Source organism: Kitasatospora sp. NPDC091276 (assembly GCF_040684355.1).
Lineage (GTDB): Bacteria > Actinomycetota > Actinomycetes > Streptomycetales > Streptomycetaceae > Kitasatospora.
In genome coordinates this window covers 18,049-31,656 of the sequence record NZ_JBFBFU010000040.1, presented here as the reverse complement: position 1 = coordinate 31,656, position 13,608 = coordinate 18,049, and the positions used below count along the sequence as shown (strand labels likewise).

Here is a 13,608-nt window from a genome sequence, read left to right as displayed (position 1 = left end):
AGGTGCAGTCAAGTGCTGGCGGCAGGCTGATCGGCCAGGTCAGGACGCTGGTCATGCGGCAGGTTCCGGATCAGACAGCTGCTACGAGTTCTCGATTCGGATCATGCGCCGGAGGCTCGCTCGGGCGGCGACGAGGTCGTCGTTGGTCTCGGCGAGTCTCCGTTCAAGTTCCCGATTCTCGTGTTGGAGCTGGGCGAGCTGGCTGTACAGCTCTTGATTCTGCGCGGTCAGTTCACCGATCCGGTCCGTAAGGTCGGTCGCCTGCAGTTGGTCGAGTTGTCGGCCGAGTTGACGCTGCAGGGCATCCTTGAGGTCGCCGACTTGGCCGCGGAGTCGTTTGTTGTCGGCGCGTAGAACTTCCAGGTCGGTGCGCGTATTCATGGCACCGCTCGCAGCTCGGGGTTCGTCGCCTCTGGTTGCGGTGCGGGCCTGTTGAGTGCGGGCGGCTTCGATGTGCTCGCGGACGCCGGGGGCGTAGACGAGCCAGTTCGAGACGCCCGCGGCCTTGGCGACCGCGGTGAAGGTGACCGGCTCGCCGCGGGTGGGGAGGTCATCGATGATGTGCAGGACCCGAGCGCGTTTGTCGCGGCTGTCCTTGCAGCGGGCCTCGCGAAGCAACCGGCCGGGGGTTCGTGGACTGGTCACGAGGCCCCCTGGCCGCGGTTGATGACGGTGAGCGGGAGCAGGGTGTGGCCGTCGGCGGCGCGGGCTTTGCGTAGGATCCGTGCGGCTTCCTCGATCTCGGTCTGCTGGTCGGTGGGGAGTTCCGCGAGCTGCTTGTGCATCTTCTCGGCGACTTCGGTGTAGGCGCCGATCTGGTCGGCGAGGTTGCGGGTGACGAAGTCGGCTGCGTCCAGCGCGCTGGCGGTCTCGCGGTCGGTGCGCAGCTGGTGGAGGTGTTCTTCGATGGCGGGCAGGTAGGAGGGGTCGGGGCGGTAGAAGCCGCAGCCGGCGCATTGGAAGCGCAGCGGGCAGCTCTTCCCACCGGCTTTGATGTTGGTCGGCTCGGTGCAGTTGCCGTAGGGCACGGCGACGGAGCGTGCTTGGTAGGCGGTGGTCGAGGCCATGGGCGCGGGTTTCCCGGATCGGTCGACGACCTGCAGGCGCATGGTGGCCACGGCGGCGCGTTTGCGCTCCAGGGAGACCTTTAATGGTGACGTCGGTTATTGGAACTGTCCGAATGCCTCGCCCTGGACGCTCATATGCTGTGTGAGAAGGGGAGCGAGTTCGGTCAGTGTCCTGATGCGTGGGACCGATGTGACGGAGGCGGCGTCGTGCCGGTCGAGCCAGATCCCGTGCAGCCCGGCGGCGATGGCCGCTTCTGCGTCCGTCTGGAGTCGGTCTCCGACGTAGACCACCTGTGAAGGTTGGAGCTGAAGCTTGCCGCATGCGGTCCGGAAGATCTTCGCGTCGGGTTTGGCGGCGCCTGCCTCGCTGGAGATGGTGGCATGCTGCAGCAGGCTGGTGAGACCGACGTGTTTCAGCTTGCGGCGTTGCTGGTCAGCGTCTCCGTTAGTGATCACGCCGAGCCGAAGTTGCTGGCGCGCGGCTGTGAGGGCGTCCAGGGCTGGGGTCACGTCGCGGTAGGTCCGCCAAGCGGCCTCGTAGTGCGTGAGGTACTGGGCGAACCAGGCATTCGCCTGCTCGTCTGACCACGGGCCGAGGCCGACTCGTCGGCAAGACGTGTGATGCGCAGGCAGCGTTGCTCGCGGAAGGTCAGTTCGCCAGCCAGATAACGGTCCATCGCCCATGCTTCCAGCTCTCGCCAGCGGCGGACGACTCGATCTCGTTCGAGAGAGGGCGAATCGATGGGGCCGAGAAAGCTTGTGGTGACCGCTTCTTCGGCAGCGGCATCGTGGTCGATAAGTGTTCCGTCCAGATCGAACAGCACAGCTTCGATGGGGAGAGAGGGCACGTTGCTCATGTCCTTTGTGAGGTGGTGCGGCGGCCGACTTCCGTGGCGTAGGTGGTCCAGTCGCCTGCGGAGAGGCGTTGCCAGGCGACGGCGACATCGGTGTGGATTCCGAGGGTGCGGGCAAGGACCGCGGCGGGGATCTCGGTGGCGAGCTGGAAGAGCGTGGTGCTGCGGGCCTAATTAGGTCGGATCCCGAGCTGGTTGAGAAAGTGTTGGGTAATCGGGTGATCACTCGTTCTTGAGGTCGTCGGCGAGGCGGCGGGCGGCTTCGGTCTCGATGGGGCCGCGCGGTTCGACCTCCTCGCCGGCGAGGCGGGCGGCCATGAGCCGGATCATGGCAACCTTGATCATCGCTTCGGCATGCGCGGTCTTGCGCTCGTAGTCCCGTGCCAACCGTCTGCACCGTCCCAGCCAGGAGAATGTCCGCTCGACCACCCACCTGCGGGGCAGCACCTGGAAGCCTTTCACATCAGCATTGCGCGGCACCGCGACGATCTCCAGGTTCTCGTGCTCCGCCGCCCAGCCGACCAGGCCCGCATCGACGATGTTGACGTAACCGCCGTCGACCCAGACGAGCCCGACCTGCGGGAACAGCTCACGGATGCCGGAGAGGACGAGCTTCGCGCCCGCCCGGTCCTGCACCGAGGCCGAGTGCACCACCGCCCGCAAGACCAGCCCGCAGGTGTCCACGAGCAGGTGGCGCTTGCGGCCCCGCACGCGCTTGCCCGCGTCGTAGCCGATCGCCTCGCCGCCCTGATGGCTGCGGGCCGACTGCGAGTCCAGCACCGCCGCCGAGGGCTGCGGGTCCCGGCCGTCCGCCACCCGGACCCGCTCACGCAGCACGTCGTGGATCCGATTCCACGTGCCGTCGGCCGTCCAGGCGCGAAACCACCGGTAGGCCACGTCCCACGGCGCCAGATCGTGCGGCACCAGCCGCCACGAACACCCGCTGACCAGCACGTACAACACGGTGTCCACGACCAGCCTGCGCGGGAACTTCAGAGGACGGCCACCCCGACGCGGATCCCGCTCCGGCAGCAACGGCTCGATGACCAGCCACTGAGCATCCGTCAACGACGATTCATAGGACGGCTTGCACGAACAGACACACATGGCGGTGATCGTCGCGGATGCCTCGCCCGCGACGATCACCACCAGTGCATCACGCCACGAAGTTGATCAATTACCCAACACTTTCTGAGGTTGTGTCAGCTGTGTAGTACTGATCGGCCGTCCGGGCTGGCCGCCGGGGAAGAGCCATGGAGATGGGGCCAGGGCTCCGATGGTCGCGTGCCCCTTGCGGTTCGCGGCGACAGTGCGGGCCAGTGCGGCGACGGGCTCGGGCAGGTGGATGGGTGCATCGCCGAGGTGGAGACGTACTTTCTGGGCGCCGACCTCGACGTCTTCGGTGGTCAACCGGTGGATCGCCGAGGGCGCTTGGGCGTAGAGGAGGAGAAGCAGTCCAGCGAGGCGGTCTTCGGCCTTGAGGGTGTCGTCATGCAGGAGCCGGCGTGCCACGTTCCAGCGATGTTCGTCGTCGAGTGGTTGAGTTGGGCCGTTCCAGCGGAGGGCGGGGACGTGGACGGTGGTGAGCTTGTTGGTGCGGGCCCAGCGGATGAAGTGCCCGGCCGTCTGGCGGTAGGTGGCGGAGTCGTCCGTGAGCCAATGGTCAAGGTCGGCCTGTCGGCAGGTCTCCAGGCTGAGGTCGTGGGCTGTCAGCCAATTCAGGAAGGCGACGGCCGCGTGGGTACGTTGACGTGCGGATATGAACTGTTGTGGGGTGAGGGGGCGGCCGTTGTTGCGCTGGCGACGCCGCCGGACCAGGTGCCAAATCGCATACCGGTGCAGGACTTTGCGTTTTTCGGGGTCCTGCTGGGATGCGAGGAGGCCCTTGAGGAAGCGTTCGAGGCGGACCGTGTATTCGTCGCGCTCCGGCAGGGCACTGACGCCGATGAGGACTTGGCGGAGGTGGGCGAGGGGCGGGCTGCCGGGCAGTTCGTCGAGGGCCTCGTGGGTGAGGGCTCGTCGGCCGGCCGCGAGGTCGGACAGGACCGGGGCTCGAAGGTGTCGCGGCGGAGCATCCTGGTCTCGTCGGCGGCGAACGCCCGTATGAGTTCCCGGAGTTCGCCCTTGTGGGCGGCGAGCAGCCGGTAGGCCTCGGTGAAGCCGGCTTCGAGCTCGCCGACGTGGTCGGCCAGGCGCAGCGGCCGCCCGGGCGGGACGGGCCGGCTGCCGGGCGCCGCGACGGGCATCCGGTGGTACTCCAGGCGGAGCCGGTCGGTGCCCTGGTCGACCAGGACGGGGGCGGGGCGCGGCGGGAGGCTGCCCGGATCCCAGCCGAGGGCGGAGAGGTCGGTGCCGCCGTTGCCCTCGTCCCACATGCGCTCGGGCAGCAGGCCGGAGCGCAGCACCGAGTGTCGGGCCTGGTGGCGGGCGAGCCGTTCGGACTCGGAGAGGTCCTTGGCGGGTTCGGGCAGGTCGGGGTGGAACAGCGCTTCCAGGTCGATCAGGACCGGCTGGTCGCGGACGGCGATCAGGTTCTGGGCGTGGCAGTCGACCGCGTCGAGGGTGTGGAGCAGCGCGGCGAGGGTGCCGGCGCGGTGGTAGAAGTCGCTCAACTCGACGTCGTCACGGGCTGGTTCGGCGGCGACGTGGGCGACCCAGCCGTAGCCGTCGCGGGCCAGGTGGGCGAGGTCGTGCAGCGGCAGCCGGAGCATGGGGTTGAGCCAGCGCAGGAGGTGCTGGAAGTGCGTCTCGGCGCCGAGCGGGCGCGGCTTGTAGACGATCCGGGTGCCGTGTTCGAAGCGCAGGGCGCTGACGGTGGCGCCGCCCCGGTGCGGGTCGCCGAGGCCGGTGGCGAGTTCGGTGAGGCGGCCGAGCGGGCGGCCGTCGGCGAAGGTGCGGGCGAGGGCGGGGAGGTCGGCGGCGAGGCGGCGGTACAGGGTGAGGCAGGTGGCGTTCCACTGTTCGGCGGCGGTGGCCAGCCGGTACGCCAGCACCGGGTATTCGGCGAGGAGTCGGACGGCACGGCCGGGTTCGGTGAGCCGGTCGAGGAAGTTCCGGTAGCGCTGTTCGGGGGTGTCTCCGGTCAACTCGCCGGAGAGGCGGGCGACGTGGAGTTCGGTGATGACGGTGCGGACGGCCGTGGTGTGCGCGGTCGCGGTGAGTGCGGGCAGGACGAGGGCGGCGAGGTGGTCGGGGGTGCCGAGGGTGGCGGGACCGGGGGAAGCCGTGCCCGGGGTGGCGGGGCCGAGTTCGGCGAGGCCGGTGCGCAGGCGGTCGCGGGCGTCGGCGAGCAGCGGGGCGACGAGCCGGGCGAAGGCGTGCTCCTCGGGGAGGTCGAGGGTGTGCCCGGCCTCGAAGGCGGTGGCGAGGCGTTCGGCCCAGCCGGGGGTGCCGAGGCGGTCCGCGAGGTCGGCCGGGTGTTCGGCGAGCAGGGCGCGCAGCCCGTCCGGGTCGAGACGGTCGGCGGCGAGGCGGCGCTCGAACCAGTCGTCCCGGTCGAAGGGCGGCTGGGCGCGCCAGCGGTCGAGGATCCGCCCGGCACGGTCGGCCCGTTCAGTCCGTTCGGCGCACTGGGCGTCCGGGTCGGGCAGCGGACCGCGGGAGGCGAGCGGGACGGCTCGGGCGGCGGCCCGACGGATTTCGGACGCGTCAACCACGGGCGGCCTCTCCATGCTCGGTTCGTGCACGACGGTTGCGGTGCTGTGCGCTCGACGGTCGCGGTACCGGGCGTACGCGCCCCGGCGGTGCGGCCGGGGCGCGCGCGCTCACCGGCCGTATCACGCGTCCGCGACGCGGGCCCCGGCGGTGCGACCGGGGTCCGCGCCGCGGACGGCGGACTCAGAAGCTGCAGACGTGGGCGCAGCTGCTCCAACCGCCACAGGTGCTGGCCTGCACCGCGGCGGTCACGTAGACCTCGTCCGACAGGTCGCCGGCCGGGTGGACCTGGTGGCCCTGGCCGAGGGTGAGCCGGAAGTCCTCGTCCTTGAGCGCGCGGACCTGCTCTGCCGTGGGCTGCATGGTGCCTCCTTCAGACATTCGGGTCTGGCACGGTCGTGCCGGGTCGGGATCCTGGCACCGCCCCACCCGCCGCACCAGGGGTGTGCCGCGCACCGGGCACAATTTCGGCCAGGGTCGAAATAGGGACGAGGCCTCCCCGCCCGTCCTGCTTCCGCAGGCCGCGCCCGCTCCCCCGGCCGCCCGTCGAACCTCCCGTCGCCCTACACCTGTCCGGAATCCGGGCAGTGACGGGGGCCTGAACCAGGCCCCACGTTTGAACGGCCGGGCCCCGGACAGTCCGCGCCGCCCGTCGCTCCTGTGGCCGGGCCGGGCACCCAAGGTCACGATGGAATCCGGCAACCCCCGCCCCCGGCCCGATCGGAGCGCGATGAGCGAGCAGCACAACGTCGTCCTGCTGACCTTCCCGGACGCCGCCGCGTGGCGGACGGCCTTCGACGAGGCTCAGCACCTGCCGGGCCTGCGGCAGCTGGCGGCGCTGGAGCGCAGCGCCGACGGCCTGTTGGAGATCCAGGACACCTTCACCCGGGGCGCGGGCGTGACCACCGTCAGCTCCGGCGTCCTCGGCGGCCTGGTGGGCCTGGTCGGCGGGCCGATCGGCGTCCTGCTCGGCTTCGCGGCCGGTGCGGCGCTCGGCAACGCCGCCGAGGAGGGCCGGGCGACGGAGGGCGGCGCCGGGCTGATCATGCTCTCGCCGCGCGTCCCGGACGGCGGCGCGCTGCTCGTCCTGGAGCTCCGGGAGTCCTCCCCCGACCGGGCCGACGACCTGGCCTCCCGGCACGGGGCCACGGTCGAGCGGATCGACGCGCAGGCCTTCGCCGAGCAGGTCCGGGCCGCCGAACACAAGGCGGAGCAGGACCCGGCCGCGCGGAACGCGGCGGAGCAGGACACGGCGGAGGAGCCCAAGGCGGAGGGTCACCCGCCCGGCGAGGGCGCCTGACCCGCCGCGCGGCCCCTCACTCGGCCCGCAGCGCCTCGACCGTCCGCGCCCGGGCCGCCCGGACGGCGGGCAGCAGCGCCCCGAGCACCGCGATCAGCACGCCGCCGAACCCGAGCAGCGCCAGCACCGGCGTGCCGAACACGTCGAGGGCCGAGGCGGGCAAGCGGAGCAGGTGGTGGCCACCAGGGCGGCCAGCCCGATCGCGACGGACTGCGTGCGGCGCCGGCGGACACCCGCGCGCACCACCCTGCCCAGCGCGGTCGTGCCGCCACCGCCGAGTCCGAGGCGATCCGGCCGTCCCGCATCCGGACCGTGCGGGTGGCGCAGCCCTCGGCGAGGGCCGCCCGCGCGCCCTCGTAGTGGCGGCTCACACCGCTCAGCTCGATCACCGGTTCGCTGCTCGTTCCCCGCTCCTCGTACGTTCCCGCCTGGTGGACGGCACGAAGGTACGGACGGGCGGCGCGCACCCGCGTCCGTCGCCCGGGGCGGCTCCGGCTCTCCGAGGCGACCGTCAGGACGCACGTGGCCCGGATCCTCGGCAAGCTGAACCTGCGGGACCGGGCCCAGGCGGTGGTCGCCGCCTACGAGACCGGGCTGGTCAGCGTCGGCACGGCGGCGCAACCCCGGTAGCGGTCCGCCATCGGCCCGGAGGCGTACACCTCCGGGCCGATGGCGGATCCTCACCGCCCTCCGGACGGCTGACGCCAACTCCCGTCGGCCGCCCGGGAACCCGGGATCACGGGATCGGGCGGGCGCGGGATCAGGCGACGTCGAACCGGTCCAGGTTCATCACCTTGACCCACGCCGCGACGAAGTCCGCCACGAACTTCTCCTTCGCGTCGTCGCTCGCGTAGACCTCGGCGACGGCGCGCAGTTCGGAGTTGGAGCCGAAGACCAGGTCGGCCCGGGTGCCGGTCCACTTGAGCGCGCCGGTGGCCGCGTCCCGGCCCTCGAAGGTGTGCCCGTCCTCCGAGGTGGCCTTCCACTCCGTGCCCAGGTCCAGCAGGTTGACGAAGAAGTCGTTCGTCAGGGCCTCGGGGGTCTCGGTGAGGACGCCGTGCGGGGACTGCTGGTAGTTGGCGCCCAGCACCCGCAGGCCGCCGACCAGGACGGTCAGTTCGGGCGCGCTCAGGGTCAGCAGGTTCGCCTTGTCGAGCAGCAGGTACTCGGCGCCCAGCTGGCTGCCCTTGCCCACGTAGTTGCGGAAGCCGTCCGAGGTCGGCTCCATCGCCGCGAAGGAGTCGACGTCGGTGAGTTCCTGCGTCGCGTCCACCCGGCCCGGTGTGAACGGCACCACCACGTCGCGGCCGGCCGCCCGGGCGGCCTTCTCCACGCCGACGCCGCCGGCCAGCACCACCACGTCCGCCAGCGAGACCTGCTTGGCGCCGGACCGGGCGTTGAACTCCTGCTGCACGCCCTCCAGGGTGCGCAGCACCGAGGCCAGCCGGTCCGGCTCGTTGACCTCCCAGCCGATCTGCGGCTGGAGCCGGATCCGGCCGCCGTTGGCGCCGCCGCGCTTGTCGCTGCCGCGGAAGGAGGAGGCCGCCGCCCACGCCGTGGACACCAGCTCGGACACCGACAGCCCGGAGGCGGCGATCCGCTCCCGCAGGGCGGCGACGTCCGCGGCGTCGATCTGCTGGTAGTCGACCGCGGGCAGCGGGTCCTGCCACACCAGTTGATCGGCCGGGACCTCCGCGCCGACGTAGCGGGCGACCGGGCCCATGTCGCGGTGGGTCAGCTTGAACCAGGCGCGGGCGAAGGCGTCCGCGAGCTCCTCGGGGTGCTCCAGGAAGCGCCGGGAGATCGGCTCGTAGACCGGGTCCAGGCGCAGCGAGAGGTCGGTGGTCAGCATCGTCGGGGCGTGCCGCTTGGACGGGTCGTGGGCGTCCGGGACGGTGCCCGCTCCGGCGCCGCCCTTCGGCTTCCACTGGAAGGCGCCGGCCGGGCTCTTGGTCAGCTCCCACTCGTAGCCGAACAGCGTCTCGAAGAAGCTGTTGTCCCAGGTCACCGGGGTGGCCGTCCAGGCGCCCTCCAGGCCGCTGGTGATCGCGTCCCCGCCCTTGCCGGTGCGGAAGGTGCTCTTCCAGCCGAGGCCCTGCTGCTCGATCGGGGCGTCCTCGGGGTCGGGGCCGACGTTGTCCGCCGGGCCCGCGCCGTGGGTCTTGCCGAAGGTGTGGCCGCCGGCGATCAGCGCGACGGTCTCCTCGTCGTTCATCGCCATCCGGTAGAAGGTCTCGCGGATGTCGCGGGCGGCGGCGAGCGGGTCCGGGGTGCCGTTGGGGCCCTCGGGGTTGACGTAGATCAGGCCCATCTGGACGGCGGCGAGCGGGCGCTCCAGCCGGCGGTCACCGGTGTAGCGCTCGTCGCCGAGCCAGGTGGTCTCCGGGCCCCAGTAGACGTCCTCGTCCGGCTCCCACTCGTCCACGCGACCGCCGCCGAAGCCGAAGGTCTCGAAGCCCATCGACTCCAGGGCGACGTTCCCGGCCAGGATCATCAGGTCGGCCCAGGAGAGGTTGCGGCCGTACTTCTTCTTCACCGGCCACAGCAGGCGGCGGGCCTTGTCCAGGCTGGCGTTGTCGGGCCAGCTGTTCAGCGGGGCGAAGCGCTGCTGCCCGGCGCCGGCGCCGCCGCGGCCGTCGCTGATCCGGTAGGTGCCCGCGCTGTGCCACGCCATCCGGATGATGAAGGGGCCGTAGTGCCCGTAGTCGGCCGGCCACCACGCGTGCGAGGTGGTGAGGGCCGTCTCGATGTCCCGCTTCACGGTCGGAAGGTCGAGGGATCCGAACGCCGCGGCGTAGTCGAAGTCCGCGCCGAGCGGGTTCGCCACGGCCGGATTCTTCGCGAGGATCTTCAGATTGAGCCGCTCCGGCCACCACTGGCGGTTTCCGCCGCCCTGGGTGGGGTGCGGCGCGCGCCCGTGGGCCACCGGGCAGCCACCCGTGCCCTCCGCCTGCGGCTCGGGTTCGGTAACGATGGGATCGTGGTTCTCAGACATGGAAATCCTTCCCTACAAGGCGGATCACGGTGTCTTGACTGCTACTTCCTGCTACCCAGGCTATCGCCGGAGCCGATCCTACGATGGACTCGATCCACGTCAAGATTGACACCAAACCCATATCCGATCGGGAACCGGAGAGAAGCCGCAATCACTTGGTAAAATCCGGTCCTCCCATTGACCTGAATAGGTGAACCGATATGAGTGACCTGCTGGAGCGACTGCGCGGACGCGGCTGGCGCCTCACCTCCCAGCGGCGTGTCGTGGCGGAGGTCCTGGACGGCGAGCACGTTCACCTCACCGCCGACGAGGTCCACGCCCGAGCCGCCGAACGCCTGCCCGAGATCTCCCGGGCCACCGTCTACAACACCCTCGGCGAACTGGTCACCCTCGGCGAGGTCATCGAGGTCTCCACCGACGGCCGGGCCAAGCGCTACGACCCCAACGCCCACCACCCGCACCAGCACCTCGTCTGCACCCACTGCGGCACCATCCGCGACGTCCACCCCACCGACGACCCCCTCACCGCCCTGCCCACCGACCAGCGCTTCGGCTTCACCGTCACCGACGCCGCCGTCACCTACCGCGGCCTCTGCCCGGCCTGCGCGGGCTGACCACGGGCTGACCACGGGCCCGGACTCACATCCCCGCCCGGACCGAGGACCGGGATTCCCTGCGAAGATCGAGGGATGGAACTGACGATGGTTGACGTCACACCGGGGAGCGCCGCCATGGCGGCCGATGTCGGGCCGCTGATACGGCAGTTGAGGCCGGCCCTGACCGCCGAGGGGTTCGCCGCCTTCGCCGCCGAGGCGCACGCGCAGGGGCTGGCCTTCACCGCCGCGTACGACGGTCGCGGGCGGTGCGTCGGGGTGGCGACCCACCGGGTCCTGGCCACCAGCCGCGGCCGGCTGCTGTTCGTCGACGACCTGGTGACCGACCGCGCGGTGCGGTCGGCGGGGGTCGGCGGGCGGCTGATGGCGGAGCTGGAGGAGCGGGCCCGGCGGGCGGGGTGCGCCCGGATCGAGCTCGACTCGGGGGTGACCAACCACGGCGCGCACCGCTTTTATCACGCGGCCCGGATGTCGATCGTCGCCCTGCACTTCGCCCGCGAGATCCGGGCCGGTTCGTAGCGGTTCGAGGGGACGGCCGGTTCGTAGCGGTTCGAGGGGACGGCCGGTTCGCGGCCCGCGGTGCCGGCCGGTTCGTGGTACGCGATGCCGGTCGGTTCGCGGCCGTTCGCCGCGGCACCGGGGCGGAGTTGACACGGAATCACGGAGTTGACGGACCCGCCGGCCCGCCCTTGACCCCCGCCGGGGCCGGGCTGGGACGATCCCCGGCATGGGCGAAACCATCAACGAGAAGCAGCCGATATTCTCCGCCGACGCCGACATTCGAATTTCCGCGACACCGATCGAGGTCTACGCGGTGATCAGCGACCTGCCGCGCAGCGGCGAATGGAGCCCGGAATGCCTGGGCGGTGAATGGACGGTCGGCGAGCCGGCCGCCGTCGGGTCCGTGTTCCGCGGCGACAACCTCCGCGGCGACGACATCGTCGCCTGGGCGCCGGTGGTCCGCGGCCGGTGGACGACCCAGTCCGAGGTGGTCACCGCGGAGCCGGGCCGGACCTTCCGATGGGCGATACACAACTCGGACGGCCAGAAGCAGGAGAGCATCTGGGGCTTCGACATCGAAGCCGCCGAGGGCGGCGGCAGCCTGCTGACCCACCACTTCCGCATGGACTCGGCCACCCAGGGCATCAAGGGCATCACCGCGGAGATGGACGCGGCCGAGAAGCAGCGCTTCTTCACGGAGTGGGGCGACAAGATCTCCGGCGATCTGGCCGCCACCCTGCAGCGCATCAAGGCCGTCATCGAAGAGGCGTGACGCCGGACGGTATCCGGCCTTTCCGCGATTCGCCCGGAATTCCCGGGCTCGTACCCGGGCACGCGGCCATTCGGACGCCCGGGCACGCCAATTCACCTCGGACGGTGCCCCTTTCACCGCGGGTGGTGTCCATTCCATTCACGTCAGGCGCCGACGGCGCACAGCCGCGGCCCGGGAGGCGTACAGGTGCTTCTTCAACGTATCGGAAACCGGGGAATTCAGCTCGGGATGCTCTTCGAACGCGCCGCGGCCAGACACGGCGCGAACGTCCTCATTCTCGACCACGACCTCGACGCGGCACCGGAGTTGGGCCGCAGGGCGACTGTCGCCGAGGTGTCGGACCTGGTGGACGACCTGGCGTCCCGGCTCTGGGCGGCGGGCGTGCGGCCGAGCCGGCGGGTGGTGGTGTACAAGGCCGACGGCTTCGACATCACGCTGCTCGCGTGCGCGGCGGCGCGGATCGGGGCGGTCCCGGTCCTGCTGTCGCCGGCTCTGGACGGCGCGACCGTCGCCGAGCTGGTCCGCCGTACCGACCGGCCGTTCCTGGTGACCGACCAGGAGAAGCTGGAGAACGTGCTGCCCGAGACGGTCTTCGACCTCGCCGACCGGGTGGTGCTGACCTCCGGCTCGTACCGGGACGCCGTCGAACTGCGGGCGCTGGCCGGGGTGGAGAGGGTCAGACCCGTCATCATGCCGGCCGACCACCCGACACTGATCACCCACACCTCGGGCACCACCGGGACGCCCAAGCTGGCCGTGCACACCGGGTTCAGCCTGCAGTCCCGCTACCGCCCGCAGGCCTCCGTCATCGCCCCGCTGATCCCGGGCCGGGAGACCATCGCCATCCACGTCTCCTTCGTCCACTCCCGGCTGATCACCGCGCTGGCGATCTCGCTCTACCGCGGCTTCCCGCTGGTCGTGCTGCGCGAGTCGGACCCGAAGCACGTCGGCGACCTGTTCGCGCGGCTGAAGCCGGGCATCCTGGAGGCGCACCCCAACTCCTTCATGGAGTGGGAGGAGTTGGCGCAGGACCCGCGCGGCCCGCTGTCCAACGTCAAGCTGTTCAGCAGCACCTTCGACGCGATCCACCCGCGGACCGTGCACCGGTTGCTGCGCGCCACCCGGCGCCGCTCGCCGCTCTTCGGCCAGTTGTACGGGCAGAGCGAGGTCGGCCCGGCCATCGTCCGCGGCTTCACCCGGCGCCGCACCCTGGACGACGACGGCCGCTGCGTCGGCATGCCGTTCCCCGGGATGACCGACGTCCGGGTCGTCAGCCGGAACGGCAACCCGCCGTCCGCACGGAACCCGGGCTTCATCGAGGTGCGCAGCGACGGGCGCATCGTCACCTATCTCGGCGAGCAGGACCGCTACGACGCCCAGGTGTCGGCGGACGGCTGGTGGCGGATGGGCGACGTCGGCTACCGCACCAAGTGGGGCTGCGTGCACCTGCTGGACCGCGAGGTCGACCTGATCGAGGGCTTCGGCAGCACCCTCGCGGCCGAGGACACCCTGTTCGGCCAGCTGCCCGGCCTCGCCGAGGTCATCATCATCCCCGGCCCGGACGGCCGGGCCGTGCCGGTGGTGTGCACCAAGGACGACGAACCACTGGACCTGGCGGCCTGGCGGCGCGCCACGGCGTCGCTGCCGCCGATGGCCGAGCCGGTCCACCGGCGGCTGGACGAGCTGCCGAGGACCGCCACCACCAAGATCAAGCGCCTGGAGCTCGCCCGCCTGCTGCTCGCCGACGCCCCGCAGGGCACCCGGGCGGACGTGGAAGACGTGGAGGACGTGAAGCCATGAGTGAGCGAAGCCATCTCGTCATCGAGAGGTGCGCGCGGGCGAATGCCCCTG

Annotated in this window: 14 protein-coding genes and 1 pseudogene; 6 read left to right on the top strand and 9 right to left on the bottom strand. The window is 71.2% G+C overall.

All coding sequences use genetic code 11. The features are described from left to right. Positions 1–81: 81 nt before the first annotated feature. The 7 genes from AB0O19_RS34040 to AB0O19_RS34010 all read right to left on the bottom strand — a co-directional run bounded on the left by AB0O19_RS34040 (position 82) and on the right by AB0O19_RS34010 (position 5,938). Positions 82–645 carry a DUF6262 family protein gene (locus tag AB0O19_RS34040; protein WP_363625084.1) on the bottom strand — a complete coding sequence of 188 codons (564 nt, stop codon included), beginning with the start codon at positions 643–645 and terminating at the stop codon, positions 82–84. Continuing rightward, on the bottom strand, positions 642–1,067 hold the full coding sequence (locus AB0O19_RS34035; protein ID WP_363625082.1) for a hypothetical protein: 426 nt from the start codon (positions 1,065–1,067) through the stop codon (positions 642–644). Before AB0O19_RS34035 ends, AB0O19_RS34040 begins: the two co-directional genes overlap by 4 nt. Before the next feature lie 96 nt (positions 1,068–1,163). Continuing rightward, positions 1,164–1,751, bottom strand: a complete 588-nt coding sequence (locus AB0O19_RS34030) for an HAD family hydrolase (protein WP_363625080.1) — start codon at positions 1,749–1,751, stop codon at positions 1,164–1,166. Positions 1,752–2,143: 392 nt separating this feature from the next. Next, positions 2,144–3,028, bottom strand: coding sequence for an IS5 family transposase (locus AB0O19_RS34025; RefSeq protein WP_363625136.1), 885 nt, complete (start codon positions 3,026–3,028; stop codon positions 2,144–2,146). A 66-nt stretch (positions 3,029–3,094) separates the two neighbouring features. Then, complete coding sequence (locus AB0O19_RS34020) at positions 3,095–3,433, bottom strand: hypothetical protein (protein WP_363625079.1); 339 nt, start codon at positions 3,431–3,433, stop codon at positions 3,095–3,097. A gap of 206 nt (positions 3,434–3,639) precedes the next feature. Continuing rightward, positions 3,640–5,577: a type 2 lanthipeptide synthetase LanM gene (gene lanM, locus AB0O19_RS34015; RefSeq protein WP_363625077.1), complete on the bottom strand. Its 1,938-nt coding sequence runs from the start codon at positions 5,575–5,577 to the stop codon at positions 3,640–3,642. A 181-nt stretch (positions 5,578–5,758) separates the two neighbouring features. Then, positions 5,759–5,938, bottom strand: a complete 180-nt coding sequence (locus AB0O19_RS34010) for a hypothetical protein (protein WP_063346527.1) — start codon at positions 5,936–5,938, stop codon at positions 5,759–5,761. Positions 5,939–6,305: 367 nt separating this feature from the next. Here AB0O19_RS34010 and AB0O19_RS34005 point away from each other — a divergent pair, with 367 nt between their 5' ends. Then, positions 6,306–6,875: a hypothetical protein gene (locus AB0O19_RS34005; RefSeq protein WP_363625076.1), complete on the top strand. Its 570-nt coding sequence runs from the start codon at positions 6,306–6,308 to the stop codon at positions 6,873–6,875. Positions 6,876–6,891: 16 nt separating this feature from the next. On the opposite strand, the gene AB0O19_RS34000 is transcribed toward AB0O19_RS34005, so the two are convergent. Further along, positions 6,892–7,038, bottom strand: coding sequence for a hypothetical protein (locus tag AB0O19_RS34000; protein WP_363625074.1), 147 nt, complete (start codon positions 7,036–7,038; stop codon positions 6,892–6,894). Positions 7,039–7,361: 323 nt separating this feature from the next. On the opposite strand from AB0O19_RS34000, the pseudogene AB0O19_RS33995 reads away from it, so the two are divergent. Beyond that, positions 7,362–7,505: pseudogene (locus AB0O19_RS33995) on the top strand (LuxR C-terminal-related transcriptional regulator); the annotation flags it as partial. Positions 7,506–7,635: 130 nt separating this feature from the next. Here AB0O19_RS33995 and katG read toward each other — a convergent pair. Then, complete coding sequence (katG, locus tag AB0O19_RS33990) at positions 7,636–9,870, bottom strand: catalase/peroxidase HPI (protein ID WP_363625072.1); 2,235 nt, start codon at positions 9,868–9,870, stop codon at positions 7,636–7,638. Positions 9,871–10,070: 200 nt separating this feature from the next. On the opposite strand from katG, the gene AB0O19_RS33985 reads away from it, so the two are divergent. From AB0O19_RS33985 to AB0O19_RS33970, 4 genes are all read left to right on the top strand, one after another. After that, complete coding sequence (locus AB0O19_RS33985) at positions 10,071–10,484, top strand: transcriptional repressor (protein WP_363587051.1); 414 nt, start codon at positions 10,071–10,073, stop codon at positions 10,482–10,484. A 117-nt stretch (positions 10,485–10,601) separates the two neighbouring features. Continuing rightward, positions 10,602–11,003, top strand: coding sequence for a GNAT family N-acetyltransferase (locus AB0O19_RS33980; RefSeq protein ID WP_363625070.1), 402 nt, complete (start codon positions 10,602–10,604; stop codon positions 11,001–11,003). Positions 11,004–11,211: 208 nt separating this feature from the next. Beyond that, positions 11,212–11,757 (top strand): SRPBCC family protein, encoded by a 546-nt coding sequence (locus AB0O19_RS33975; RefSeq protein ID WP_363625068.1) that lies wholly within the window; start codon positions 11,212–11,214, stop codon positions 11,755–11,757. A gap of 228 nt (positions 11,758–11,985) precedes the next feature. Then, entirely contained in the window at positions 11,986–13,557 is a 1,572-nt protein-coding gene (locus tag AB0O19_RS33970) for a class I adenylate-forming enzyme family protein (RefSeq protein ID WP_363625066.1), read from the top strand. The last annotated feature ends 51 nt before the right edge of the window (positions 13,558–13,608 follow it).